This window comes from Nocardia sp. NPDC003999 (assembly GCF_053604885.1).
On sequence record NZ_JBSGIB010000017.1, the window covers coordinates 121,403 to 147,552 of the forward strand.

25 protein-coding genes and 1 pseudogene are annotated in these 26,150 nt (G+C 68.6%); 13 read left to right on the plus strand and 13 right to left on the minus strand.

Features of this window, described 5'->3' with window-relative positions; translation table 11 throughout:
- Positions 1 to 8: 8 nt before the first annotated feature.
- The gene (locus ACWESM_RS27520) at positions 9 to 653 is read right to left on the minus strand and encodes a GNAT family N-acetyltransferase (protein ID WP_364438048.1); all 645 of its coding nucleotides are present in this window, start codon (positions 651 to 653) and stop codon (positions 9 to 11) included.
- A gap of 29 nt (positions 654 to 682) precedes the next feature.
- Positions 683 to 985 carry a nuclear transport factor 2 family protein gene (locus ACWESM_RS27525; RefSeq protein WP_452494179.1) on the minus strand — a complete coding sequence of 101 codons (303 nt, stop codon included), beginning with the start codon at positions 983 to 985 and terminating at the stop codon, positions 683 to 685.
- A gap of 250 nt (positions 986 to 1,235) precedes the next feature.
- On the opposite strand from ACWESM_RS27525, the gene ACWESM_RS27530 reads away from it, so the two are divergent.
- The 4 genes and pseudogenes from ACWESM_RS27530 to ACWESM_RS27545 all read left to right on the plus strand — a co-directional run bounded on the left by ACWESM_RS27530 (position 1,236) and on the right by ACWESM_RS27545 (position 4,961).
- Positions 1,236 to 2,444, plus strand: a complete 1,209-nt coding sequence (locus ACWESM_RS27530) for a hypothetical protein (protein ID WP_452494181.1) — start codon at positions 1,236 to 1,238, stop codon at positions 2,442 to 2,444.
- 100 nt (positions 2,445 to 2,544) lie between these two features.
- A pseudogene (locus ACWESM_RS27535) lies at positions 2,545 to 2,745 on the plus strand (response regulator transcription factor); the annotation flags it as partial.
- A gap of 378 nt (positions 2,746 to 3,123) precedes the next feature.
- A complete protein-coding gene (locus tag ACWESM_RS27540; protein WP_355078378.1) occupies positions 3,124 to 4,095 on the plus strand; it encodes an alpha/beta hydrolase in 972 nt (323 codons plus the stop codon).
- 65 nt (positions 4,096 to 4,160) lie between these two features.
- Positions 4,161 to 4,961 (plus strand): aminoglycoside adenylyltransferase domain-containing protein, encoded by an 801-nt coding sequence (locus ACWESM_RS27545; protein ID WP_452494183.1) that lies wholly within the window; start codon positions 4,161 to 4,163, stop codon positions 4,959 to 4,961.
- Between the two features lie 70 nt (positions 4,962 to 5,031).
- On the opposite strand, the gene ACWESM_RS27550 is transcribed toward ACWESM_RS27545, so the two are convergent.
- On the minus strand, positions 5,032 to 6,768 hold the full coding sequence (locus ACWESM_RS27550) for a DUF3556 domain-containing protein (RefSeq protein WP_397280004.1): 1,737 nt from the start codon (positions 6,766 to 6,768) through the stop codon (positions 5,032 to 5,034).
- A gap of 134 nt (positions 6,769 to 6,902) precedes the next feature.
- Here ACWESM_RS27550 and ACWESM_RS27555 point away from each other — a divergent pair, with 134 nt between their 5' ends.
- Entirely contained in the window at positions 6,903 to 7,601 is a 699-nt protein-coding gene (locus tag ACWESM_RS27555; protein ID WP_355078375.1) for an NUDIX hydrolase, read from the plus strand.
- Here ACWESM_RS27555 and ACWESM_RS27560 read toward each other — a convergent pair.
- From ACWESM_RS27560 to ACWESM_RS27585, 6 genes are all read right to left on the minus strand, one after another.
- A complete protein-coding gene (locus ACWESM_RS27560) occupies positions 7,573 to 8,256 on the minus strand; it encodes a class I SAM-dependent methyltransferase (protein WP_355078374.1) in 684 nt (227 codons plus the stop codon). The two genes, ACWESM_RS27555 and ACWESM_RS27560, sit on opposite strands and share 29 nt — an antisense overlap.
- Positions 8,253 to 9,635 (minus strand): B12-binding domain-containing radical SAM protein, encoded by a 1,383-nt coding sequence (locus ACWESM_RS27565; RefSeq protein ID WP_364438068.1) that lies wholly within the window; start codon positions 9,633 to 9,635, stop codon positions 8,253 to 8,255. The genes ACWESM_RS27560 and ACWESM_RS27565 overlap by 4 nt, the downstream gene beginning before the upstream one ends.
- Positions 9,625 to 10,962, minus strand: coding sequence for a radical SAM protein (locus ACWESM_RS27570; protein WP_452494187.1), 1,338 nt, complete (start codon positions 10,960 to 10,962; stop codon positions 9,625 to 9,627). The genes ACWESM_RS27565 and ACWESM_RS27570 overlap by 11 nt, the downstream gene beginning before the upstream one ends.
- Positions 10,962 to 11,207 (minus strand): hypothetical protein, encoded by a 246-nt coding sequence (locus tag ACWESM_RS27575; protein ID WP_355078371.1) that lies wholly within the window; start codon positions 11,205 to 11,207, stop codon positions 10,962 to 10,964. Before ACWESM_RS27575 ends, ACWESM_RS27570 begins: the two co-directional genes overlap by 1 nt.
- 120 nt (positions 11,208 to 11,327) lie before the next feature.
- Entirely contained in the window at positions 11,328 to 12,110 is a 783-nt protein-coding gene (locus tag ACWESM_RS27580; protein ID WP_452494189.1) for a TrmO family methyltransferase domain-containing protein, read from the minus strand.
- Positions 12,111 to 12,125: 15 nt separating this feature from the next.
- Positions 12,126 to 13,046 carry a tetratricopeptide repeat protein gene (locus ACWESM_RS27585; protein ID WP_364438078.1) on the minus strand — a complete coding sequence of 307 codons (921 nt, stop codon included), beginning with the start codon at positions 13,044 to 13,046 and terminating at the stop codon, positions 12,126 to 12,128.
- A 108-nt stretch (positions 13,047 to 13,154) separates the two neighbouring features.
- Between ACWESM_RS27585 and ACWESM_RS27590 the strand changes: the two genes are divergently transcribed.
- Genes ACWESM_RS27590 through ACWESM_RS27615 form a run of 6 tightly spaced genes read left to right on the plus strand, consistent with a single transcriptional unit; the run spans position 13,155 to position 18,652 of the window.
- A complete protein-coding gene (locus ACWESM_RS27590) occupies positions 13,155 to 13,739 on the plus strand; it encodes a biotin transporter BioY (RefSeq protein ID WP_364438081.1) in 585 nt (194 codons plus the stop codon).
- Positions 13,732 to 14,853, plus strand: coding sequence for a class I adenylate-forming enzyme family protein (locus tag ACWESM_RS27595; protein WP_452494192.1), 1,122 nt, complete (start codon positions 13,732 to 13,734; stop codon positions 14,851 to 14,853). The genes ACWESM_RS27590 and ACWESM_RS27595 overlap by 8 nt, the downstream gene beginning before the upstream one ends.
- On the plus strand, positions 14,850 to 15,977 hold the full coding sequence (locus ACWESM_RS27600) for a thiolase family protein (RefSeq protein WP_452494194.1): 1,128 nt from the start codon (positions 14,850 to 14,852) through the stop codon (positions 15,975 to 15,977). The genes ACWESM_RS27595 and ACWESM_RS27600 overlap by 4 nt, the downstream gene beginning before the upstream one ends.
- Positions 15,974 to 16,654 carry an energy-coupling factor ABC transporter ATP-binding protein gene (locus ACWESM_RS27605; protein WP_355078365.1) on the plus strand — a complete coding sequence of 227 codons (681 nt, stop codon included), beginning with the start codon at positions 15,974 to 15,976 and terminating at the stop codon, positions 16,652 to 16,654. Before ACWESM_RS27600 ends, ACWESM_RS27605 begins: the two co-directional genes overlap by 4 nt.
- A complete protein-coding gene (locus ACWESM_RS27610) occupies positions 16,651 to 17,253 on the plus strand; it encodes an energy-coupling factor transporter transmembrane component T family protein (RefSeq protein ID WP_452494197.1) in 603 nt (200 codons plus the stop codon). Before ACWESM_RS27605 ends, ACWESM_RS27610 begins: the two co-directional genes overlap by 4 nt.
- A complete protein-coding gene (locus ACWESM_RS27615) occupies positions 17,246 to 18,652 on the plus strand; it encodes an AMP-binding protein (protein WP_355078363.1) in 1,407 nt (468 codons plus the stop codon). The genes ACWESM_RS27610 and ACWESM_RS27615 overlap by 8 nt, the downstream gene beginning before the upstream one ends.
- Before the next feature lie 182 nt (positions 18,653 to 18,834).
- Here ACWESM_RS27615 and ACWESM_RS27620 read toward each other — a convergent pair whose 3' ends face one another.
- From ACWESM_RS27620 to ACWESM_RS27630, 3 genes are all read right to left on the minus strand, one after another.
- Complete coding sequence (locus ACWESM_RS27620) at positions 18,835 to 20,214, minus strand: DUF5933 domain-containing protein (protein WP_452494199.1); 1,380 nt, start codon at positions 20,212 to 20,214, stop codon at positions 18,835 to 18,837.
- Positions 20,215 to 20,367: 153 nt separating this feature from the next.
- Entirely contained in the window at positions 20,368 to 21,738 is a 1,371-nt protein-coding gene (locus ACWESM_RS27625) for an amidase (RefSeq protein WP_364438098.1), read from the minus strand.
- A 220-nt stretch (positions 21,739 to 21,958) separates the two neighbouring features.
- Entirely contained in the window at positions 21,959 to 23,179 is a 1,221-nt protein-coding gene (locus ACWESM_RS27630) for a PucR family transcriptional regulator (RefSeq protein WP_356968133.1), read from the minus strand.
- A 396-nt stretch (positions 23,180 to 23,575) separates the two neighbouring features.
- Here ACWESM_RS27630 and ACWESM_RS27635 point away from each other — a divergent pair, with 396 nt between their 5' ends.
- The gene (locus tag ACWESM_RS27635) at positions 23,576 to 24,052 is read left to right on the plus strand and encodes an HAD-IIIC family phosphatase (protein WP_355078359.1); all 477 of its coding nucleotides are present in this window, start codon (positions 23,576 to 23,578) and stop codon (positions 24,050 to 24,052) included.
- A gap of 150 nt (positions 24,053 to 24,202) precedes the next feature.
- Positions 24,203 to 25,204 carry a helix-turn-helix transcriptional regulator gene (locus ACWESM_RS27640; protein ID WP_364438103.1) on the plus strand — a complete coding sequence of 334 codons (1,002 nt, stop codon included), beginning with the start codon at positions 24,203 to 24,205 and terminating at the stop codon, positions 25,202 to 25,204.
- On the opposite strand, the gene ACWESM_RS27645 is transcribed toward ACWESM_RS27640, so the two are convergent.
- Positions 25,169 to 26,047: a sigma-70 family RNA polymerase sigma factor gene (locus ACWESM_RS27645; RefSeq protein ID WP_452494203.1), complete on the minus strand. Its 879-nt coding sequence runs from the start codon at positions 26,045 to 26,047 to the stop codon at positions 25,169 to 25,171. The two genes, ACWESM_RS27640 and ACWESM_RS27645, sit on opposite strands and share 36 nt — an antisense overlap.
- Positions 26,048 to 26,150 lie beyond the last annotated feature (103 nt).

Here is a 26,150-nt window from a genome sequence, read left to right on the forward strand (position 1 = left end):
GCGGGCTCCTAGGTGCGCTCACCCGGGCGGACCATGGTCAACTGATGAACCCGCCTGCTCTCATATCGCATTCCGGGAATCACCGGGGTCGAGCCGATCGGAGTGAACCCCATGCGGGTGAAAAACCTCACCGCTCGGATGTTCTCGACTTGCGTCTGCAGATGGCAGCCGACGCCGTTCTCGTCCAGCCGGGCGAACCACCGGTTCATGAGAGCGGCGGCGGCTCCGGTTCCGCGCGCATCGGCGGCCACGGCGATATGCAGGTGTGCGGGCCAGCGCACGTCCTGGAAGTCACCCGCCGTGGGCCGGCGTCGGATCGCGGCCACGAGGGTGTCGACCATGGCGACGCCGAAGAACCTGGCCGGCGTCGGGCGCAGGAACAATCGGTAGGCGCGGATCGCCCGCTCGATCCGCTCGGACTCACTGGGAAACCTCCAGCTGTCCGCGCAGCCCGTCAGATATCCGACCAGCTTGCCGTTCACGACCGCCACGAACACCGACTCGGGCTCCAGATCCAGATATGGATCGAGGTAGATCGACGCCTCGGATTCCCGATCACCCCACAGCGAGGCGACGGGTGAGCCCGCACTCGCCCGAGCGAACAACTCCCGCAACTCCGGTCGGTCGGCGGTTTCGAATCGGCGAATCTCCACGCCGGTCCGTCTTGTCGATTCCGCGGCGATCACAGGGCCCGGCGGAAGTGAGCGGCGACGGTGTCGACGGCGACGGTGACCTGCGGCTCCTGGTCATAGAAGTCGAACTGGGCGTTGCCGAGCAGATGCTGGGTCGCCGCGAAACCACCGACCGTCTCCTGCCAGGCGGCCACGATCTGTGTCGGAGCGAGCACGACCGGCTCGCCGCCGTCGAGGCTCGTGTAATCCAGCGTCACGTTGTCGGCGAACACGGCCGCGAGGTTGTCCCACTCGCGGAGATCGGCGTACCACGCCATGCGTGTACAGGTGTCGATGACATCAAGACGATCCATGTGGCACAGAATGGCTTTCAGCGCCCTGCTCGCGTAAGAGCAGAAGTTGCACACTGCGCTGCAAGAACCTGCGGATCCATGGGATCCGGCGGCGAAGCCGACTGATGCAGCGGAGCACGAGCAACGCTCGCGTGCGGTAGGTCGCAGTTCGCGGCCGACTACGCTGTGGAACGAACGACAAGGCAAAGCGGCGGAACTGATGGTCTGCTATAGGTTTCGGACGAAGACGAAGGCGCTGTGAGGAGGACCGATGGATGCCGAACGCACCGGCAGCAAGGTCGTTGACCCCGGCCGCTTCGATCCGGACACACCGAAGCGAGGGACCTCCCAGCACCCTGATCGGCGGGTGCCGGCGCGTGTCCACCGCTCCATCTTGCGCGAACGCGTAGTGCCGCTGCTGGCAACAATAGTGGGATTGGCAGCCGTGCTGGCTGTGGCGATAGCAGGTACCGCAGCCCTGCTGATCGGATATGGCTATTTCGAACAAGGACGCGACCAGGCCGAGCGTGACAGCTGGTCACGCAAGATCGAGACTGCCATCCGGGCCCTTCCGGGGGTGACCGACGTGTCACACCGGTTCGAGCACTACAAGGGCAGACACTTCAACGCCGAACTCGACGTGCGGCTCAGGGACGACGCCACACCGGCCGAGGCCGCGTCTGTGGTGAGTGCCATGGGCGCTCAACAGCTTCCGCGGCGTTTCCAAGGCGACCCGACAGAGGTCACCATCGGCCGGATGGCGGACACCTATTCCGCATACTGGCTTTTCGGCCGGGACGTGAGCACTGAAGCGAACGCCGCAGACAGCTGGGCGCGACTATGGGCCGCCGACACCGAAGTGCACTGGTCCTCGCGCGGCGGCGACGCGAGCCGCATAACCAACGCCATCGACGTCCGCGCGGGCTCCGAGAGCGAACCTCACCGCGCCACCGCGGCGATGCGCCGAATCATCCGGGACTTCCCCGAACTGGCATCCAACCAGTGGACCGTATCCACAGTTCATGAGCGGGAGCGCGGGTTCACCAATCACTCGGAACGGCGCCCCGGGTCGTATCCCTGGCCCCATGATCGCCTCACCCCCCACCAAGAGCCCACCCCTCGCTTCCCGTCCGATGGCGAACTCGACCTGTGGCAGTGGTTCCTGACCGATCAACCCATCCCGTTCTTCGTTCGGGTGTCGGTCTACGACCCGCCCTCCGAAGGCCGCGCACTGGGCGTCACCGTAGTCCCCCCGGTGGGTACGGAATTCAGCGCCGCGCAGATCACACAACTCGCCGATCTGCATCTTCCGTACCTGGCAGGCTCCGGCGCGGCGGTCGACTACACGATCTACACACCCAACGGCCCCGTCCACTCCTACGGCCCCTTTTTCGAGGTCGTGGTCGGCGGCTGCCAGACACCCGGGTACAACGTCTTACCGGAGTCGCAGCCCTACGTGCGTCAGTACGAACGCTGCTAGGCGTCGCCGCATGGCGGCGAGGTGAGTTGGATTCCGCCCAATAGCTATTGCGGCAAGCACTGCGCGGGCCGCTGATACCGCGCTCACATCGGTGCAGTCGGCGAAGCTGACCAAACGTGAACGGCAGGTCGCCGGTTTGGTTGCGCAGGGACTCGGCAACAAGCAGATCGCAGCCGAATCGGTGATTTCGCCACGCACCGCGCAAGGACACGTCGAACACGTGTTGACCAAACCGGGGTTCAATTCCCGCGCTCAGATTGCGGTGTGGGTCATAGACGAATCCCGGCAAGAAAAGTCGTGAGCAAGCCTCGGTTTCGTCGCCACTCGATACCGGGGATGTCAGCGGTGCCCGTAGGGCAGAGGAACTCACGAATTCGCGACGAATGTATCGCGTCCCTAAGGAGATCTTGATCTCTTCGTGAGGTGTCCAGACCCATCGGACGGGGGAAGTGCACCGCCTTGTCGAGTTCTAGCGTTGACAAAGTTTCCGCGCCCGTCGAGCAGCTGCGACGGCGCCGGTCGACGAACGCCACGGTCCGGTCTCGGAGAAAGACGAACGATGAAACGAAGTTCCGACGTCGACACCGGTCTCCCGACCACACCTGCCGCCGATTCGGGCAGCGTGCGGGGGAGAATCGAAATAGTCCGGCGCTGTTCGAGGCACGCGCTCATCGTGCTCATGGCGGTGTTCGCCGTGACCGCGGGAGTGGTCGCGGCATCGCCGCCCGCGAGCGCCGATGCCGCGTCGATCACCGGTTCCTGGCCGGAGGACGATCGGACCGTGCAGGTGCGGGTGCATTCCGCGGCGATGGGGCAGGACATCATGGTGAAGGTGCTGCGCCCGGCGGACCGTTCGGTGCCGCGGCCGACGTTGTATCTGTTGAACGGTGGCGGCGGGGGTCAGGACAGCGCGACCTGGCAGAAGAACACCGACGTGCTGCGCTTTCTCGCCGAGAAAGACGTGAACGTCGTCCAGCCGGTGGGCGGGCGTTGGAGCTATTACACCGATTGGCGCGCGCCCGATCCGAAACTCGGTGTGTACAAGTGGAAGACCTTCCTCACCGAAGAGTTGCCACCGCTGATCGATGCCGAATTCGGCACTACCGGGGTGAACGCCGTCGCGGGCTTGTCCACCTCCGGTACCTCTGTGCTCCAGCTGCCGATCGCGAAACCCGGTCTGTATCAGGCGGTTGCGGCTTACAGCGGTTGCGCGCAGATCAGCGACCCGATCGGCCGCGAGTTCGTGAAACTCGCCGTGGAGAGCTGGGGCGGCGGCGACACCGAGAACATGTACGGGCCGCCCGACGACCCGATGTGGGCGGCCAACGACCCGTACCTACACGCCGACCAACTGCGCGGCATACGGCTGTTCCTGTCCACAGGAACCGGAGTGCCTGGCATGTACGACGTCTACAACGGCGCCTACGCTCAGCCCGGACCGCGCGGCTACCTCAACCAACTGGTGCTGGGCGGTGTGATCGAGGCCGCGGTGAACTGGTGCACGCACAACATGCGCGACCGCCTCGACTCCCTCGGCATCCCCGCCACCTACGACTTCCAGCCCACCGGGACCCATTCGTGGGGGTATTGGCAGGAAGCGCTGAAGAATTCGTGGCCCGTGTTGGCCGACGGACTGGGGCTGCCGCGCTGAGCCGAAGGCCGCGTGGGCTCCGGGCGATCCGAGCCCCGAGGCGGCCTTGGCGGATACTGGCCCGCATGACCGACATCCTGGCGGATCCCCACCTCCTCCCGGCTGAGTTGCGGCCTTACCTCGATGCGCTGGTGCGACGAGCCCGCACCGTCTGCGGGCGTCATCTGACGAGTGTTTTCGCCGTGGGATCGGTCGCGCTCGCGGACTATCGGCACGGGCGCAGCGACGTGGACGTGGTCATCGTCGTCGCGCCGTCGCTTCCCGCGCAGGCATTGCGCGAACTGGCCGAATCGCTCGCGCACTCGTCGCTGCCGTGCCCCGCGGCCGGTCTGGAACTCGTGGTCTACAACTCGGATTTCATCGCCGCACCGTCCAGCGCGGCCGGTTATCTCATGGACCTCAACACCGGTCCCCTGTTGCCGAACCGCGTCAGCTTCGATCCGGCGGACTCATCGGCCTTCTGGTACGTCATCGATCGCTCCATCGCCCACGAAACCGGACGCCTCCTGTACGGGACTCCCGTGCGGCAGGTCGTCGCGGCACCGTCACGGCGCGACGTTCATGCCGCGCTGCTGGCTTCGGTACGCGAACACGCTGGGGGAGAGGGTCATCTGGGTGACAACCGAGTGCTGAACGGCTGTCGAGCAGTAGCGTTCTGTCGCACCGGTCGCTGGCTGGCCAAACGCGAAGCGGCACAGATGATCGCGAAGTCCGAAGAACACTTCGCCCCCCTCATCGACACAGCGCTGCGCAGCTTCGAGCACCCCCGCACGGCCGCACTCGCACTGCCCACCACCGACGTGCGAGCCTTTCTGGCGTGGGTGGGGGACCGTGTCGAAGAAGCCGCGACTCGAACGCCATGCTGATACGTAGATATGCGCATCTGAACATTAGATCGCTAAACGCGACTCCGACTCTCGTGGAAAGGCGGACGCGCTAACTCTCTGCGCTCGCGGTGTAGTGCACCCGCACCGGGACGTCGTCGGCCCAGGGCTGGCGGGTCACCATGTCGGCGACGCGCACTTCGCCGCGTTCGAACTCGCCCGTGGCCGCGTCGACGAGGCGGTATCGCTGGGTCTGCCGGTGGATCGGCTGGGCGTCGAGGAGGACGACGCGTACTTCGCCGGGTTCGAAGTGGCAGCGGCGGTGCATCGCGGCGATGAGTTGTTCGTTGTGCATGTGGCCGTCGCCGAAGTTCCAGCCGACGGCGGTGCTGCAGATGCGTTCGCCGTCGGTGATGGTGTACTCGTCTTCGTGGCCGGGTGGCATGGCGCGGTGGACGAGCGTGAACAACGCGCGGCCGTGGGTGTTCATGGCCCGGAAGGCGTACCCGAGGTACATCGGGATCTGCGCGCGATCCTTGCCGTAGAACCGCTCCAGCTGGGCCTGCGGCATGCCGGCTATCGCGACGATGCCGGTGCCGATCTTCGCGGCGGCCGAGGGTTTGACGCACCACATGGTGGTGTCCCAGTTCCCAGCGTAGTAACGCATGCCCGGTAAGAAGGAGATCTTGCGCGGGAACAGATTCCCGGCGATCACGATGCCTGCGATCACGACGAAGAGCATCGCCACGGGCACGGGGTTGCGCACACTGCTCGGACCGAGATCGGCGTGCGCGACGAACAACGTGACGACGCCGAAGATCATGAAGACGTTCCACTCCAGCGGAACGCCCATGGGAATTGCGGTGAGGATCGCCAGGTGGAAACACACCATCGCGATCGCCGCGATCGCCGTCGGCCAACCGCCGTGGGAGAAGAACAGCACCAGCGGAACGCACATCTCGACGACCGTGCCGCCGTGGGCGAAGACGCGGGACAACCGTCCCGGCCGCAGATCGTCGGGGAAGCGTTCGAAGAACGCGCGCTTGAGCGGCTTCGGCCGGAACACCGGACTGTTGGACATCATCGTGGACACCACGAAAGGGAAGTGCTTGTTGAGTTTCGAGGTGGCCGCGCCCATCCAGATCACGACGAAGACCACCTTCGCGGCGACGATCGAATCGGCTCCGGGGAGAAGGAAGACGACTGTGAGGGTGGCGTACACCTCGCCCCGGGCGGCCAGGAAGATCACTTTGTCCCGCAGCCCGAGTACCGCCAGCAGCCCGAGGATCACCGCCACCTGCCAGTGCGGCAGCAAACCGACGGTGGTGTCCAGCTCCGGTATCGGTCCGGTTCCGTCGGACAGCAACGCGACCGCTGTCGTCGCCAGCAGCGCCGCGTACAGCGCGACGTCCACCGGCGTGCGGTTGTCGCCCTTGGTGAGCGGTATCCGCCCCGGCCACGGTGGCAGCCGAATCGTGTTGGGGCGCAACCAATACAGGATCGAGCCGAAGGGCGGGAAGTACCGGTTGTTCAGCGGGCCGAACCCGCACCCGAGGCCGACCACTTCGAACAGCAGCGTGTACAGCACGAATTTTTGGAAGACGATCGGCTCCGACCACCAGGCGCCGACGTCGGTGAACCCGTCGATACCGTTGGTGGTCAGCGCGATCGACCAGCCACCGAGCACGTAGAGGCAGATCTTGCCGACGTAGAACAGGTGCAGCACCGCCGGAGTCCCGAAGCCGACCTCGGCCCAGTGCCGGGCCATGGGACGGATGCGCTCGGCGCGCGTGCCCTTGCTCCATTCCGCCATATCGACCACCGGCAGGTCGGGCTCGAGAAATCCCATCAAGCACGCTCCGATCGCGAACGCCCGGGGCGCGGTCCGGACCCCGAGGTTCCCGATACGGTGACAGGTGAGGCAGTTGCTGTCAACGACTTCCTTTGTCGCGCTCGTCGATGGGGAAGGGCAAGATCGAAGCCATGGAGCCGACCCCGACAGCGCCGCTACCGAGGAGCATCGACGAATTCCGTGTGCTCGCGCATTCCCGCTTGGCCGCATTCCCGCGCATCGAGGTGGCCGACCTGCCCGGTGTGCGCCGCGCGGCGGTGGTGCTGTGCGTGGTCGAGGAGCCCGGCGGGCCGCTGTCGGTGATCGTCATCAAGCGGGCCTATCGTGGCCGCAACGCCGGACAATGGGGCCTGCCCGGCGGCCGGCTGGACGAAGGCGAGACCACCGAACAAGCCGCCTTGCGCGAACTGCGCGAGGAACTCGGCCTGGACGCGCGGCCGGGTGATCTGCTCGGCGCACTCGACGACTTCCCGGCGGCCTCCGGTTTCACGATCACGCCCCTCGTTCTGGCACTGAACGACGCGACCCGGTTACGCCCGAATCCGGATGAGGTCTACTCGGTGCATCTGGTGGATCTGGCCCGGGTGGCCGCCGAGGACACCCCGCGCTGGGTCCGGGCCGAGGACGCGGTACGGCAAGCGGAACTGCGCGACGACACCGCGCCTGCGGGCGAAGCGGGCCTGTTGCAGATGCGGCTCGGCCCGAACATGACCATTCACGCACCCACCGGCGCGCTGCTGTGGCAATTCCGCGAAGTGGTCCTGCTCGGCACGGACCCTGACGCGGCCAGAGTCGCCCACTTCACCCAGCCGGATTGGACCCATCGCTAGTTCTCGACGGCGTGACGGTCCAGCCGCGTCGAGGACTCACCGCCTCCGGGGCGATCTCCTCGACCAGGTCGAGGCCCGCCGTGCCGAGTAACGCGTGCATGTGAGCCTGCGACCACCCGCGGATCCGTAGCGGCGGTTCGTCGCGTTCGGTGAAGATCGCCGTCCCGTCGGCACAGACCTGGGCGGGCAGCCCACGCTGCGCGAGCCGATGCGCGTCCACCCAGGTGAAGACGCAGGTGCCCGAGTCGCCCAGCCGGGTGCGAATGCGGGTCAGCAGGGCCGCGTGGTCGCGTACATAGCCGAGGAGTTCGCCGACCGCGGAGATGAACGGGTAGTCGGCGTCGGCGTCGTCGAGGAACTCCGTCGCGGACTGCCGTCGATAGTCGACCAGAGGGCTGTCGCGGTATCTGGCCTTCGCCAGCGACAGCATGCGCGCGGAGATGTCGACGAGGACCACCTGTCGGCCTGCCCGGACGAACGCCGCGGCCTCACGCCCGGAGCCGGAACCGAGGAAGAGCGCGGGGGCGCCACCACGGCCCGCGAAACGGGACAACGCCGCGAGAACCGCGGCGTCGAACCGCGCGGGCGGCAGATCCCAGCGCGCGTGGTCGTGCGCATCCGCGACGGCGTCGAAGGATTCGGCCCTGCCGGTCATCGGCGCAGCCGTCGGATGTCGTCGAGGATCGCGGCGATCTGGCGCGCTCGGTAGGCGTCGAGGTCGCGAAGTTCGGGGGGTTCCGGACCCAGCCCGAGACGTTCCTCGAAGGCGAAACGGCAGCGCATCAGCCGCTCCAGCGCACCGTCGCTGCACTGCTCGTGATCGGCTTCCCGCGCGACGGCCGCTCGGTAGATCCGATCGACGTCCGGTTCGGTGAACCGGTAACCCAGCGGTGCGAACGACGTCGACGGCTCGGCGATCACCTGGGTGCGAAGTTCCCTGTGGGCGAGGGTGTTGCGGAACGGGATCAGCGTGGTGAGGCTGAAGGACCGGTACAGCCGGTGTTCGTCGAGCCAGCGCAGGCTTTCGTCCAGCTCGTCGAGTGTGCTGCGCGGCTCGAAGACGATCAGCGAAGCGACCAGACCCACGTCCCGTTGCCGCAGGCGGCGCACCATCCTGGACAACTCCTCCGGTGTCGTGCCCTTTCGCAGTCGGCGCAGCACCGAAAAGGAACCGGATTCGACACCGGCGTGCACCTGAATCAGCCCCACCGAATGCAAGGTGTCGAGTACCCGGTCGAGCGTGCGGTCGAGCCGGGCGTAGATGGAGAAGCGGACCTCGATGTTCCGGCTGCGCAGTTCGTCGGCGAACCGCTGTGCCCAGTCGACCGCCGCCGGTGCTCCCAGAAAGTTGTCGTCGACGAACTGTACGCGTCGAATGCCCTGGCCGACAGCGTGTTCCGTGATCTCGCCGACCACGTCGGCGGGTTCGCGCGGCTGCCACCGGCGGACACGGGGCGCATCGGGAACGCCGTCGACGGCGCAGAAACTGCATCCGTGCATACAGCCGCGTGTCGCTTCGATGTCGAGTACCCCGCGAACGCGGGCGAAGCGAGGGAATCGGCGCTGCGGCGTGATCGTCTGCCAGGTATCGGGTGGCGCGGGCGGTGTTCGCCCGCAATGGGCCAGGCAGGTCGCGACGACCCGGCCGACGTCACCGGAATCCGCGACCGCGTCCACCTGCGCGGCCACGCCGGGCTGTACCGACACCGCGGCCGCGGCCCGGCCCACCACCAGCACGCACGCATCGGGGTGGACCGCCCGGGCGGCGCGAATGGCCGCGCCGACCCCGTCCGAGATCCGGTAGAGGGTGTCGAACACGATGACCGGTCGCGGCGCGAGCGAGCGCAGGGCCGCGACCAGCCCCTCCGGATCGGCGGCGGAATCGTAGTAAGCGCAGACGATCCCGGCTCGCTCGAGTGCCGAACCGATCCCGCCGAGCCGGAGGTTCTCGTAGGGCAGGTTGTAGGCGAGCGAGGACCCGTCCTGAATATTGACCAGCAGCGCCCTCGCAGGCGCGGGGTGTTCAGGTGACACTGACGATCGAGAGCAAGCGATCCCGGATGAGCGTTCGATTGATCTCGCAGCGCACGTCCGGTCCGTTCTCCAGCTCGCCGGTCTGCGAGTTGTACCAGCGTGCCTGGCAGTCGCCCGCGCACTGCCACTTCGCGAAGCAATTCCTGCACTTCGGAATCTTGTTGACATCGTGCAAACGCAGCTTCGCTATGCGGTTGCCGTCCACGTCGAACGTCCGCGTTTCTCGGTTGTACCGTCCGTAGTAGGCGTGCGGCGCGCGTTTGTCGTCGTCGTACATTATTTCGTAGCAACTCGAAATATGGCCGTCGGAGGTCAGCGAGAAATTCGGATCGGTGACGCCGCAGAACGTTCTCCGGACATGGGGAAAGGTGGCCAGCGCACCCGACACCACGATCGTCCTGCCGTATTCGTCGGCGATCTCCTGGGCCGCGTAATAGCCGCGTACGAATTCTTGCGCTTCGGGTTCGCCGAAGACCACCGAGCGGCCACGGCCGGTGCCGAGCACCGGCCCCAGATGGAAACGTGGCAGGTCGAATGTCGAACAGAGGTAGCGGGCGATCTCCGGCATTCTGCCGACGGCGGCTCGGCTGATCGTGGACTTGATCATCAGATCCGGAACGCGCCCGGTGAACAGCTCGATGACCTCGCGCACCCGGGAATACGACGTGCCGCCGCGCACGGTCGGACGCTGGAGATCATGGATCGCCGCCGGACCGTCGTGGGACACTTGCACGCTGTCCATGTTGTCGGCGATCCACTGCGCCTTGGTGTCGCTGATCAGCCCGTTCGTGACCATGCTCGCGTTGACGCGCAGATCGCCCGCTTCGTTGCGCGCGTACTCCCGGCCCCAGTCGACCACCGTGCGGATCAGGTCGAAGTCGAGCGTCGGTTCGCCGCCGCCGTGGAAGTTGAGATAGGCGGTGCCCGCGCCGCTCGCCGCCGCGTTGTCGATCACGAATTTCGCGGCGTCCAACGCCATCCGGCGGTTGTACAGGTCGACCGGGTAATCACCGGCGTCGGCGTAGCAATAGGTGCAGCGGAGATTGCAGGCGGCGGTGACCATGTAGACCACCCCGGTCGGCGCGAACGATTCGTCCCAGGTGCCCACGGGGGCGGGGCTCGGCGTGTCGGCGGGCACGATGAGCCCGAGTCCGTGCAGGTACCGCAAGGTCTCGCGGCTCGCGGAGCCCTGCCCAGAGCGGAGTTCGGCGGCCGTCTGCGGTGCCAGGCGGCTGATGACGCCCTCGAACGGCGCGTAGAGCAGGTGGCCGTCGTCGACATCGACGACGAACACCTCCTCGGCGATCTTGAACCGGCCGTCGGACATCAGAACACCTTGCATTCCCCGACGCACTGCGCGCACATGCGATTGTCCTGAACGGTGGGTGCGCCGATCCGCACCGTGTGCGCGGGCTCTTCGCCGGGTGCGCAGCAGAATTCCGCCGAGTCGAACAGGAGATTCAATGTGACGCGGTCGGATTTGATATCACCGAGCAGAGTTTCGGACATGGTCGCGCTCCCGTTCAGATTTCGATTCAGGAAATACCAGAAAAACAGTACCGAGCCGGACACGGTCGCGCCGTCGATCGCCTGGACGGCCTACCGCGGAAATGGCGTGTCGCCCGCGTGTCCGGAGAATTCATTCGGCCGAATGTCGTTCGTTCGCCCGACTGCCGATCGGCGCCGGATATGTTATTGCGGGTACTGGGTGATGGCCCACTCCGAGCCGGTCCTGCGTGCGGAAAGTCTGCGCGTGGGTTCCACGAATTCGACGACCGGTTCGTCGGTGTCCGACAGCGTCACACCCAGCCGGCCGTTGCCGAAGGTCGCGCCGGTGAGACCTTGCACACAGTCCACGAGATGGCCGTCGGCCCGGATATGGACCCGGAGCGCGGGATTTCCCAGCCACAAGTCGTGGTTCTGCACCAAAGTGGCCGCCAGCGCGCCGGTTTGGCCGACGCGGGCGCAGCGCTCGCCGTGGAAATTGTAGGCGGGGCGGGCCAGCACGGCGGCCAGTGTCCGGTGGTCGAGTTGCCGTTCGATGAACCGGCGATCCAGCCGCCGCGTGGACGGCACGCACTCCCAGCGCCAGTTGTACCTCTTGAGGTCGAGCACCGGTGAGTTGTCCACGAAATCCAGCCACTCGAACGCGATTTCGGTACCTCGGATGTCGAGCACCCGGCTCAGGGTCATGCCGAGCAGGTTGGGCCTGCACGATGACCGGATCGAGAAGGCGCCCTGCGCGTGGCGCGTGCCCGGGCTGCCCGTCAGCACCTCGGGATCGGCCAGATGGAACACCGCGATCACGTAAAGGTGATCACCCGGCTCGATTCCGTCCAGCGCCGCCAGATACCGTTCATCCAGCACCACCCGGGACGGAAGCCCTTCGGAGGGAACGTCATCGATCGTCGGCGCGGCGCAGCGCACCACGCCGATCGGAGCGAAAGCGGGCAGGGTCGGGGCAACCGGGATCATGCTGTACTCCTGGGATCAGTGGAATTCGGACGCACCGGCGGGCAGCCGCGCGTATTCGCGGCGGATCAGATCGGCGATCACCGCGTCGGCGCGACCGAGCAGCGGCACGGCGAGCGTGCTGCCATCGGAGAAGGGCCACCGGGCGCGGGTCCCCTTCGCTACCGCTGCCACCCGCTCCAGCAGCGCGGCAGCTCCGTCGAGGTCACCTCGGGCGGTTCTGCACCGCGCGATGTTCACCGCGAAGTGCAGCTGCTTACCGGTGAGATAGCGGTGGCCGTATTCCGAGCCCAGTCTGTGACAGGTGTCCAGCGCGGCGCGTAACCGGCGCTCGGCGGTGTCGTGGTCGCCGTCGTGGAATCGCAGCAGGGCGAGCACGGGCAACGCCTCGGCGCGAACGACGGCGGTCAGTTCTCGATCCGGCCGCGGCAGGTGCGCGCCGATCTCGTCCATCGTGGCCGTGGCCGCCGCGAGCCGGCCGCACTTGGCATCGGCGGCGGCGAGCTGGGAGTGTTCGATCAGTACGCGAGCGGTGACGATAGCGGCGAAGGCGTGCCGTGCCGACAGAACCTCCAGCTGTGCGCGGACCGCGCGGTAGTGGGCGGTGGACGCGGGCGCGGAGATCGTCGGCCCGAACGGAGCGATGCCCTCGAGCCGCAGCATGTGCCGCCGCACGCCGACGTCCAGGATCTCGAGCTGCCTGCGGGTCGGCGTCGGTGCGGACGTGGCGGATTCGTCGGCGCGAAGATAGGCCGCGATGCCGTCGCTGACCGCCGTCGTCGCGTGCGCGCGAAGGTCGTCGGCGCTCGGTACCGCCTCGGGACGCCGCGGTCGCGAATCGGTGTCGATCGATGCCTCCGGAACGAGTTGCTGTCCTCGCCGGGAAGCGGCTGCGGGCCCGGCTTCCCGGTCATCGGATGAGTCTGGCCGCGCGGGCACGAAAAATCTGTCCGACGATCGGAGGACAGATCACACCGAGCTCGGTGCGCGCCGCCGTACTCGGCTTGCTACCTTGAACGTCGTTCAAGTTCTAGGCGGAGGGTTGTCGTGGAGGGTGTCGAGAACTCTCGGGAGCCGAGGGCCGGTGTTTCCGCGCGGGATATGGCGCAGATCGCCGTCTTCGCGGCGCTGATCGCGGCGCTGGGCCTGCCGGGCGCCATCACCGTCGGGTTCAGCGGTGTGCCGATCACGGTGCAGACCCTCGGCGTGATCCTGGCCGGTGCGGTGCTCGGGGCGCGCAAGGGAACGGCGGCGGTTCTGGTTTTCCTGGCGCTCACGATGATCGGCCTGCCGCTGCTGTCCGGCGGCCGTACCGGTCTGACGGCGCTGGCCGGTCCCAGCGCCGGGTACCTGATCGGCTGGATCCCCGCGGCGCTGTTCATCGGGCTCGGCACCGCCCGCATCCTGCCGAAATACCCGGTCGTGCTCGGTCTGCTGATCAACGCCGTCGGCGGTCTGCTGATCATCTATTTGTTCGGCACCGTTGGCCTGCTGCTGCGCACCGATCTCGGCGTGCGGGCCGCCGTCACCACCAACTTCGCGTTCATTCCCGGCGACCTGCTCAAAGTCGTCGTCGCGACCGTGGTGGCCAAGGGAGTGCACCGCGCCTATCCCGGTGTGATCCGTGCCTAGTCCCGAACTCGGCGGCGCGGCCGACGCGCCTGCCGTCGACTTCGGTGGCCGCCGCTTCACCTACCGTGAACTCGACCGTGCGATCGAGCGATGGATCGCCGACAACCCGGACGAGCACGTCTACGACGCCTCGGCCCTGCCGGTTCCGGACGCGCTGATCCGCGTCTGCGCCGCGGCCCGGCGCGGCATCGCGGTCTTCGTCGAGAATCCCGCCGCGCGCCCGCACCGTACCGGCATCCCGGCTGAGGCGTTCCTGCTGGTGGCGACCTCGGGCTCGACCGGCCGTCCCCGCCCGCTGGCGCGCACGGCAGCCTCCTGGTACGACAGCTTCCCCGCGTTCACCGCGATCACCGGTGTTCGGGCGTCCGACCGCGTGCTGATCACCGGTCCGTTGCACGCGACCATGCATCTGTTCGGTGCGTTGCACGCGTTGTGGCGCGGCGCGTGCGTCACCGACGACCGATCGCGCGCCACCGTGGTGCACGCGGTGCCCGCCGTACTGCGTGAGGTGGTGGCCGCCTGCCCGCGCCTGCGCACCGCGATCGTCGCGGGCATCGCGCTCGACGACGGTGCGCTGGCGGCGGCCGGCCGCGTGGATGTCGTCGAGTACTACGGGTCCTCGGAGGTCTCGCTGGTGGCGGCGCGCCGTGTTCCCGAGCCGATGCGGCTGCTCGACGGGGTCGAGGCCGAGGTGCGCGACGGACTGCTCTACGTCCGATCGCCCTACCGCGTGCTCGGCGCGCCCGACTGGTTCGGCGTCGGTGACCTCGCCGAACTGGGCGACGACCGTGAGCTGACCGTGCTGGGCCGGGGCGACTGCGCGATCAACGTCGGCGGCACCGTGGTGGTCGCCGAAGAGGTGGAGCGCGTTCTCGAAGCGCTCGACGGCGTCGCCGCGGTGGCGGTGGTCGGCTCGCCGCACGCGGTGTTCGGGGAAACCGTCACGGCCGCGGTGCAGTTGGACGGACGCGCCGGGCTCGACGAGGTGCGGTCGCGAGCACGCCGCGTGCTGGCGAAGGAGGCGATGCCGCGCCGGTGGGTGCCGCTGCCCGCATTGCCGCGCACCGCCGCAGGGAAGGTGGCCAGGGGCGAACTGAAAGACTTGCTGGCATGAGCCCGGTTCCCGTCCTGGTAGCGCCCCGCCGCACGCCGATCGGCAACGCGGGCCACGGATTGTCCGATCTGACCACCACCGAACTGGCCGCTCCCGTGCTGCGCGAGGTGCTGACATCGCTGCGCGGCGCGGGCATCGACACCGACGTGGACGACGTGGTTCTCGGCAACTGCCTCGGGCCCGGCGGTGATCCCGCCCGGGTCGCCGCCTTGCGCGCTGGGCTGGGCGTGCATGTTCCGGGCGTCACCGTCGATCGGCAGTGCGGTTCGGGCCTCGACGCGGTGATGCAGGCGGCGTTGCGGGTGCGCAGCGGCGCGGACGAACTTCTCCTGGCCGGCGGGGTCGAATCGGCCAGCACCGCCCCGTGGCGCTTCTGGCCGCCCGTGGCGGACGCCGAGCCGGTGCGATACACCCGCGCCCCCTTCGCGCCACCGGGCCTTCCCGATCCGGACATGGGTGCGGCCGCCGACGATCTCGCGCGAGCGCGCGGCATCAGCCGGGAGCGGCAGGACGCCTACGCGGCCCGCTCGCACACGCTCGCCGCGGCCGCCGACTTCACCGCGGAGATCGTGCCGGTCGGAGGCGTGCACCGGGACGAACGCATCCGGGCGGGAATGACCGCGGCCCGGCTCGCACGCCTGCGTCCCGGCTTCGGCGTCGACGGCACCGCCACCGCGGGCAATTCCTGCGGCATCTCCGACGGGGCGGCGGCCATGGCGGTCACCACCGAGGCGATGGCCGCCGGGCTGCCCGCTCTGCGGATCCTCGGCTGCGCGGTCGCCGGATCAGACCCGGCGTACCCGGGCCTCGGTCCGGTACCCGCAATCCGAAAACTGCTGCGTCGGACCGGTTTCGGTGTAGCGGACCTCGGCGTCGTCGAGATCACCGAAGCCTTCGCGTCGGTGGTCCTTGCGGTCGCCGACGAACTGGGCCTGGACGAGTCCACGATCTGCCCGCAGGGCGGCGCCATCGCGATGGGGCACCCGTGGGGAGCGTCCGGGGCCATCCTGCTGGTGCGCCTGGCGAGTCAGATGCTGCGTGCGGACGGCCCGGCGCTCGGTCTCGCGGCTTGCGCCATCGGCGGCGGGCAGGGGATCGCGGTCCTGGTGGAGCGAGTGTCGTGAGCGAGATCGTCTTCGACTCGGTGAGTCACCGCTTCGGCGAGCGAAAGGTGCTGCGCGACATCGACCTGCGGATCACCGAGCGCCGCGTGGGCGTCATCGGGTCCAACGGTTCCGGCAAGTCGACGCTGGCGCGCATGATCAACGGCCTGCTGACGCCGAGTTCCGGCACGGTCACGGTGGACGGTGTCGACGCGGCCCGCAAGGGCGCGCAGGTGCGACGGAAGGTGGGGTTCGTCTTCACCGATCCCGACACTCAGATCGTCATGCCCACGGTCGCCGAGGATCTCGCCTTCTCACTGCGCCGGACCGGGCTGAGCAAGCAGGAGATCGCGGCGCGCGTGCGGGAGATCCTGGAACGATTCGGGCTCGCCGGTCACGCCGAGCACCCCGCCCACTTGTTGTCCGGCGGCCAGAAACAGCTACTCGCCCTCGGCGCGGTCCTGATCCGGCGACCGGAGGTGATCGTCGCCGACGAGCCGACCACTCTGCTGGACCTGCGCAACGCCAGGGTCGTCGCCGACGCGCTGGACGCGGTGGATCAGCAGGTGATCGTCGTGACGCATCAGCTGTCGCTGCTGGAGAGCTTCGAACGCGTCATCGTGATCGACGACGGGGCGGTGGTGTTCGACGGAACGCCCGGCGACGCCCTCGCGGCATACCGGGCGTCGGTCGAATGATCGGCCTGTACCGTCCGGGCGATTCGCCACTGCACCGGATACCCGCCGGGGTGAAGCTGGTGCTGCTGCTGGCGTCGATCGTGGCGACCACGGTACTCGTGCGCACTCCACCGCAGGTGCTGGTCACCGGGGCGGTGGTGGCGGGACTGTTCGCGGTAGCCGGGATTCCGTGGCGGGTCGCTGTGACCCAACTGCGTCCGCTGGTGTGGATGCTGTTGATTATCGGGGTTTTTCAGGTGCTGATCACCTCGCCCGCGCGGGCCGCGGTGGTGTGCGGCTTGCTGGTGGTCTCGGTGGCGCTCGCGGCGCTGTTCACCCTCACCACCCGGGTGAGCGACCTGCTCGACGCCGTGACCCGGTGGCTCGGACCGCTGCGGCGGGTGGGTGTCGATCCCGAGCGGATCGGCCTGCTGCTGGCGCTGGCCATCCGATGTGTCCCGCTGCTGGCGGGGATCGTGCACGACGTCGCCGAGGCCCGGCGCGCTCGCGGCCTGGAATGGTCGATGACGGCGCTGGTCACGCCGGTGCTGGTGCGCGCGCTGCGGACGGCCGACGCGATGGGCGACGCCCTCGCCGCCAGGGGAGTGGACGATGACTGAACTGCTCGCCGCGCGGATCGCTCGGCAGGCCGCGGCGAATCCCGCGGCGACCGCCGTGGTCTCGGGACGCGAGGTGGTCGACTACGAGCGGTTCTGGTCGAAGGTCCTGCGCACCGCCGCCGGGCTCGACGGCATGCGCCGGGTGGCCGTGCTGCCCACGTCCGATGTCGAATCCCTGGTGACGGTGACCGCGGCGATGCACGCCGGGGTGAGCGTCGTCCTGCTGCACCGCCATCTGCTGCCCGATCAGTTCGGCCGTGTCCTCGCGCTGGCCGAGCCGGGAGCCGTCGTCGCGGCGCCGCACCAGCACCGGCGGTTGCGGCGGCTGGGATTCGACGGCGTCGTACGGACCGCCGCCGCGTTGGCATCCGATGCTCCGGCGGCCGGGGCGCGACCGGAGGCCGAACTGTTGGTGGGCATCACCTCCGGCACCACCGGTGAGCCGAAGCTCTTCGTGCGCGATCAGCGGTCGTGGGCCGCCACGCTGGATCGCTCCGATGCCACCTTCGACATCGGCGCCGGAGACCGGGTCTCGGTGCCCGGCGTGCTGGACCACACGCATTTCCTCTACGGCGCGTTGCACGCCTTGACTCGCGGTGCGACGGTGGACCTGCGACCGGTGGTCGACGCACTGAACGACGGTGCGACCCAGCTGTATTCGGTGCCGACGATCGCGTGGGACGTGGTGCGGGCGGGAATCGGCCAGGTCGGCGGCGTCCGGGAGGTGCTGTCCTCGGCGGCCCGGTGGCCGCTGGCGGGACGGCGAGCGTTGCGGGAGGTCCTGCCGAACGCCTCGCTCGTGCACTTCTACGGTGCGTCCGAGCTGAGTTTCGTGTCCTACGACCGTGGGCTCGGCAGTGCCGACGAGAAGTCGGCGGGCGAACTGTTCTCCGGTGTCGAGGCGTGCGTCCGTGACGGCCTGGTGTACGTGCGCAGCGACATGCTGTTCGACGGCTACCTCACCGCGGACGGCGTGGCAGGCGGTCCTGTCGACGGCTGGATGACGGTGGGCGACCGGGGCGAGGTGATCGGCAACCGCCTGCGGCTGTTCGGCCGGGACAGCGAGATGTTGATCCGGGCGGGCCTCAACGTGGAACCCGCCGCCGTCGAAGCGGCGCTCACGGCGATACCGGGTGTCGCCGAGGCCGCCTGCATCGGCGTACCCGACGCGCGCATGGGGGAAGCGCCCGCCGCCGCGATCGTGCTCGGCGCGGGCGCACCGGAAGCCGACGAGATCTGGCGGCGGCTGCGCGCGACCTTGCCGAGTCCGAGTATGCCGGTGCGGATTCTGGTCGTGGACCGGCTGCCGCGTACGCCGCGGGGCAAACTGGATCGGGCGGCGCTGGCCTCGACGCTGGCCGCGCACCGCCGTGTCGGCCGCCCTGAGGTCGATCGCTGATCACCGGAGCGCGAAAGGACGGTGGTACGCGCTCGTCACCGACCGCGCGGCCCCTCAGCTCCGCCGGGATGTGACCCCTTTCGCCGGGCCACCGAAGCGCAATCCTCTGCGCTTCACGTGACCTTCCCTCCGGGACGATGATCGTCGCGGGGGCGTCGACGCGGAAGCCGAGGGCACACAGATCACCGCGACGCGTCTGTCCGACGATCGGCGGGCTGATCCACCGCCGGGGCCGGGCTGCTCGATTCCGCCGACGACGTACCGAACCACGTCAGGTAGAACAGGATCGCCAGCGCGCCGAGCGCGCCGAGGATCACGATGCCGGACGGTAGCGGGTGTGTTGCCATCGGCACGGCGAAGAATCGGATGCACAGCAGCACGCCGGTGCAGACGCCGACACCCATCGCCACGATCCGGACGCGCTGCTGATCCCAGCCCCGATCCGGCTCGCGCAGCACGGATTCCACCGTCAGGCACAACGCCGCGCCCACGACCAGGTCGATGCCGTAGTGCGCGCCCAGGCCGAGCGTCGCGACAAGCGTGCACACCAGCCAGAACGCCCCGCCCCAGCGCAACCACAGCGGGCCGCGCCGGGAGTGGATGAACAGCGACAGCGCCCAGGCGGTGTGCAGCGACGGCATGCAGTTGCGCGGCGTGATGCCGTCGAAGCGCAGCGCGTCGATCGAGGACGGCACGGCCGGAACGACATCCGGCCAGACGTCGGCGATCTCGAAGCCGAGTCCCTGCGGTCCGTAGGCGAGCACCGGCCCCACCACCGGGAAGACGACGTACCAGATCGGCCCGACGAGGCCGAGGGTCAGGAACGTGCGCACCAGGTAGTGCCGTGGCCACGCGCTGGTCGTCACGCCGCGTAACTGCCAGGCCGCGACCAGGACTGCCGCCAGCGGAAGCTCGAAGTACACCCAGCGCACCACACCCGTCGCCAGCGGTCCCGCCACCTCGAGCGCGTGCCCGACCAGCCAGGACGGGCTGCCGAGGGCGCGATCGGCGACTTGTACATACGGATCGAGGACTGTCGGGCAGGCCCACGCGGTGATGTCCAGCCAGATCTCACTGATCTTCGTCGCCGCGATCAGCAGCGCGCCGAAGGCGATGGTGCGCAACGCCGTGCGGCGTCGTTGTCCGTCCCACCGCACGAACGCGAGCACCGCCAGTGCGGTGAGCACGATGGTCGGGCCGTTGCCGACCGTGAACGGACGCCCCTCGGCCGTCCTGATGAGGACGAACGCCAGGTCGACGCCGATCGCCGCGGCGACGGCGCCCAAGCGTGCGCGCGCCGTGATCCCGACCAAGGCCAGCAGGAATCCCGCCCACGGTGTGGTCGCCGACTTCGGCGTTCCGGCGTAATCCCGCAGCAGGCTGGTCAGCGGGCCCAGCGCCCCGATGTGCGCGGCCATGAGTTCGCCGCCGATCAGCGCGACCACGATGGCCGCGATACCGCACCACACGACCATCGGCCGGAACCGACGCTCTCGGAGCTCTTCGATACCCACTCGCTCGCCCGGTGGGGTCAAGCTCCCTCGCACGTCGTTCACAAGCACCGGAACATCGTAAACACGGCATTAACGGCATATGTACGCGGAGATGCTCGCGCGCCGGCGAGAGCGCGCCGTCCGGGTCCGGTCGGTGGAAAACGGCTGGCGTCGATCTTTTTCGGGGACCGTGGTGCTGACGCGAGCGGCGGTGACGGTCCGCTACGGGATCGACGCGTCGGCCAGCGGAGCGTGCCGCTGCCACGGACGGATCTGCTCCAGCTGTGCGGCGACCGCCAGCAATGTGGTTTCGCCGCCGGGCGCCGCGGCGAGCTGCACACCGATGGGCAGTCCGGTGTCGGACTGCCCGGCGGGAACGGAGATCGCCGGGTAACGGACCGTGTTGAACGGCGGCGTGAAGGGAATGAAGCGGGATACGTCGAGCAGGGTGCCCGGAAATCCCTTCCCGGCGAAGGTTCCGACCGGAACCGGCGGGGTCGCCAGGGTGGGTGTGAGCAGAAGATCGTGCTCGGTGAACCACGCGGCGAATCGTTCGGACTGCCGTGCCGGGGGAGCGTCGGGTACACGACGCATCCGGCCGATCACGCGTCCGGCCCGGGCCACCTTGCGGGTCAGCGGTTCCAAAAGGTCCGCGCTCAGGTCGGTGGTGTCCTCGGCGACGCCGGCGAAGTAGCGGGCGAGGAAACCGAGCGCGTCCTGTGGTCGCCACGGCGGAGCCACCTCGGTGACGGTGTGGCCCGCCGCACGCAGCGCTTCGGCCGCCGCCAGCATGGCAGTGCGCACCTGCGGGTCGACGGAGGCTCCGAGAACCGGTGGCCGAGCGGTCATGCCGATTCGCAGGGCCTGCTGGGGTGCGGCCGGTGCCAGGTAGCGGTCGTCGGCCGTGAGCACCGCCAGCAGCAAGGCCGCGTCGGACACCGTGGTGGCCAGCGGTCCGAACGTCGACAGGCCGAGCCAATTGGAGCCGAGTTCGGGAGGCCGCGCGATCACGCCGTCGCCTGGCTTCAGGCCCACGAGCCCGCAACAGGACGAGGGGATGCGGATCGAACCGCCGCCGTCGGAACCGATTGCGAGCGCGGTCATTCCAGCGGCGACCGCCGCGGCGCCGCCGCCGGTGGATCCGCCCGGAGTGTGCGTGAGCAGCCACGGGTTGCGGGTGATGCCGTGCGCGACGCTCTCGGTGACCGGCCACTGACACAGCTCGGGCACATTGGTCTTGCCGATCAGCAGCGCGCCCGCGGCACGCAACCTGCGGACCAGCTCACTGTCGGACTCGGCCGCGGTCTGCCGCGCCGCGCGCGAACCGTGGCCGGTCACGCACCCGGCGAGGTCGAGATTGTCCTTCACCGCCACCGGAACTCCGGCGAGCGGGAGGTCGGCGAGATCGCTACGGGTGGCCAGGGCGCGGGCTTCGCGGCGCACCTGCTCGTGGCGCACGATGCGGAAGGCGTTGATCCGTGTATCCAGTGCCGCGATGCGGGCAAAATGCTCGTCGGCCACCTCCAGCGGGGATACCTCCCGGCTCCGGACTCCCGCCGCGATTTCTCCCGCCGACGCGCCCACCCATGTCATCGCAACCTCCTGGTACCTCTGGTTGCGACGACCCGGGCTGTGCCGCCACCGGCCTTCGTAACTCGTGGCTCACGGTAATCGTCGATCTGTGACACCACAATGACCAGCGCCTTGTCGTTCCCGCGCATGGGAACGGGAGGCGGGGCGAGTGATCCACGCGGGGTCGTCGCGGTCCGCCGCCGGCCGCGGACGGCGACGAACCCGTGAACGCGTCGAGCGGTCAGGTCGTGCGATACGTGCGGGCGACGAGTGCCGAGCGCAAATACCACAGGCCCGACGGCTGCGACGGGTCGAATCCGGTGAGCTGTCCGATCCGTTTGAGCCGGTAGTCGACGGTGTTGGTGTGCACGTGCAGCACGCGAGCCGTGCGCTGCCGGTTGAGGTTGTTGGCGATGTGCCGTTGCAGCGTCTCCAGCAGTTCCGGGTGCGCGTCCAGCGGATCCAGCAGCGAGCCGAGGTACTCGCGGCCGGGCCCAGGTCTGGTCAGCTGATATTCCAGCGCCAGCTCGTCGAAGCGGTACAGCCCGGCCACCGCCTGCAATCGCTGCACCATGTCGAGCAGTTCGTGCGCCTGGTCGGCGGCGGTGGGAATCTTCTCGGGGGTGGCCTCGACCATGGTCGCGGTGACGCCCACCTGCGCGGCGTGCGACAGCTGGGTGACCAGGGCGTCGAGCTGCTCGTTGTTCAAGTGGCCCGACGGGATGAGCACCGTGCCGCCGTCCACGCTCAGCAGCGACAGCGCGGCCTCGCCGCAGCGCGTTGCCAGCTCGGCCTGGACCCGCCGCAGTTTCCTGCGGGCGACGACCTTGCCGTCGACCATCGGATTGCGTTCCTCGCGGTGCGGCGGAATCGCCACGGCCAGAACGGCGTACGAGGAGGCGATGGCGATGCCGCATTCGCGCGCCATGGTGGAGGTGCTGTGCCCGCCGAGCAACGCGGAGGTCAGCGTGTGCACGGCGGTGTGGTGCTCGCTGACCACCGCGCGCAGCTCGCGGACGTAGGCCATGGAGACCGCCGAGTTGATCATGTCGAGCATCTCGACCACCATCTTGGCGCCGTCGACGAGGTCGTCGTAGTCCTTCATCGTCGCGTCGGACACCACCAGCTCCAGGCCCATCTTGAAGCCTTCGTGGATCGAGTGGTGGATGGTGTCGATCGGTACTCCCTCCCGCGCCCATCCCGCGGCGGCGTCGCCGAGCCGCTGGAGTTTCTCCGGGAGGTCTTTACCGTCGAGCATGCTCACCGCCAGCTCCAGGCAGACCCGGGTGATGGTGGTGACGTCGCCTGCGATGGCGTCACCCGGTAGGGTTCCGCACGGGATGACGTTCTCGACGAAGTGGCCGACCATCTGACGCGATAGCCCGCGAACGTCTTTCAGTGGCGACGACATCGGCTTTCCCGACAGGGTCAGGCTCGGCCGGGCCGAACTGTCGACGGACATTGGCGACTCCCTTCCGCCCACGATTGCTGTGCAGCGCATTCACACTAATCTGTTGATCTCTTTCGCGGACCCGATCGACGGGTTCTGTGAGAGCGAGTGAGACCGTCCGGCAGGGAGTTGTGAGCGGTCACAGCAGCTGGACGTGCGACCGATTTCCGGTGACCACCTGCCCATTTCCGGCTCGGCCCACCGGCTCGTCGCCGGGTGCGGAGCGCAGCCGGTTCGGTCGTTGCCGCGAGGCGCGGCCGACATGCCGGTAGGATCACCCGCGCCGGTCATGGCCATGTAACCAGGGTCTTGTCCGGCACGTGTCGTGTCCTGGATGGTGTGCAGTGCCCATCTGTCGCGCACGCCACGGCGGAAAGGCAGTGATGACGCAACGATAGGGGCAGGGCGATGACACCGGCTCTGAGATGTCTTGTCTGGGAAGTGGACAACACCTTGTGGGACGGTGCCGTGTGCGACGCGACCGTCGGCGCGTTGCGGCCCGCCGCGCTGCGCACCCTGCGCGTGCTCAGCGAACGCGGGATCTGGCACGCCGTGGCCAGTCGCGGCGAGCGTGAGTGGACGCTGGACAAGCTGTACCGGCACGGCGTCTACGAGATGTTCTCGGCCGTCGAGATCGGCTGGGGCCCCAAATCTTCGGCGATCGTCCGAATCGCGCGCACGCTCGGCCTCGGACTCGACACCATCGGCTTCATCGACCACGAGCCGGTGGAGCGCGCGGAGGTGGCCCGTGCGCTTCCCGCCGTGCGGTGTTATGCCGCCCGGAATGCCGACGTCCTGCCGGTGCTGCCCGATTTTCGGCCCGTCTTGCGCACCGGGCCCGCGCCCACGCCGCCGCTCGGATTCGCCCGGGTGCCCGTGCGCTGAGTGCGTAACGCACGGCGCGCCGACGGAATCCGGCGGTCGAGCCGTCCGCTGCGGCTCGGACTTCCCAGCGTCGCGAGGTTCGCGCGGCAGCCGTATCGTTCTGGCCGGCACTACGATATGCGGTGGATCCAGCGGCGATAGGTTCTCACCATGAAGTGCTACGGCGTGACCGCCAACGACGCCCAATCGTGGACCGCGATCGCCAACGGTTTCGTTCCGATGGACTACCGGTACGGCGATCCCGAACGGTGGTACTCGGGCATGACGGTGCAGGAATCGGCCGCCTACCGGTTGTTGCGCTGGGAGCAGCGCGGAACGAGTACCTCCTATCGCACCCGGACCAACATCCGCCACGGTCCGTGCGACGACTTCTATTGGGTGGTCATCCCCGAACGGGGCGTGTACTCGGTGCGCTATCGCGGCGAGGAGACGCGGGCGCGGGCGGATCAGGCCGCGGTGACCGCACTCGACGATCTGTGCCAGATCCATATCCCGCTCTTGTCCGCCTTCGCCATCCAGCTGCCCCGGGCCGAACTCGATCATCGCGCGGGACCGCTCGCCGAACGCGGCATGACGATAGACCTGAACTCCGGACTCGGCCGGATCACCCAGGCCATGATCCGCAGCACCCACGCCGAGCAGTCGAACCTCTCCGACCACGAGTTCAACGCGGTGTGTGACCGGATCGCCGAATTGCTGAGCCTGATCTCGCTCGGCGAAACCCATCCGCAGCGCGGTCATCACGCTCAGGTCGTCGCGCAGATCCGGCAGTACGTGCGCGCCAACGTCGGCCGGGACGACGTCCGCCTGCCCGCGGTGGCGCACGCGCTGGGCTGGTCGCCCCGGCAATTGCGCTCGGTGCTGCAGCAGGTCGGCACCACCTATCGCGACGTGCGGCGGGAGGAGGCCCTGCGCGCCGCGCGCGATCTGCTGGACGATCCCACCCGGGAGGATCCCATCCGCGAGTTGGCGATTCGCGCCGGATTCACCCCGGCGTGGTTCTCCGCGGCGTTCAAGGCCCGTTTCGGCGAGACGCCGCGAGAATTCCGGCGGCGCCGTGCGGCGGAGCGCGCCGAGCCGGATGCGGCCGGTGCGCTGAAACGAGTCGGGTCGAAATCAGCAGGGCAACAGGCTGATCGGGAGCCCGCGTAGCCGGGACGGATCGGCGGTCACCCGGTATCCGGTCACCCGGTCGCCGTCCACCGTGACGGTGAGCGCCAGCAGCAGCCTGCCACGCGGGGCTACGACGATACCCGGGTGACCTTCCACCAGCGCGAGCGCCGCAACCTGCGAACGCCTCCGCAGCAGCACGGTTTCCGCGGCGACCGACCCCGCGCCGCGCACGGTCGTGGCCACTCCGGCGGGGAGCGCGGCGGCGTCGGCCGTCCGGACCACGTCGGGCGCCAGGACGGACAACAGCCCGTCGAGATCGCCGCTGCGCGCCGCACGCAGGAACGCCTCGACGACATGCCGCTGCGCGGCGAGCTCCTGGCCCGCCGTGACATCCACGCCCCGCACGCGCTGCCTGGCTCGGCTGGCCAGCTTCTTGGCGGTCGGCGTGGTGCGGCCGACGATCGGCCCGATCTCGTCGAACGGCACCGCGAACAGGTCGTGCAGGACGAACGCGACCCGCTCGTCGGGGCCGAGCCGGTCCAGCACCACCAGCAACGCCCGGCCGACCGACTCGATCAGGACCGCCTCGCGCTCCGGCTCGTTCTCCTCGGCGCCGCTGTCGAGCCGCGGCGGGTGGTCGAGCGGTTCCTCGCGCCGCGCCACCCTGCCACGCAGCATGTCCAGGCAGATCCGGGACACGACGGTGGTGAGCCAGCCCGGGAGGTTGCGCACGTCATCGACGTCGTGGCGGGCCAGCCGCAACCAGGTCTCCTGCACCGCGTCGTCGGCCTCGCTCGGTGAGCCGAGCATGCGGTAGGCGACCGCGTGCAGATGGTCGCGCTGCACCTCGAATTCCCGCGCCAAGCCGTCTTCGGTGGGCATCGGTCACCTTTCCGCTCCGTGGTCCGTCATCGGGATGACGGATTCGACAGCTCAAAGGTGACCGTCGTCCGGACCGGGCGCGGCACCTGAGGAAAGGGTATTG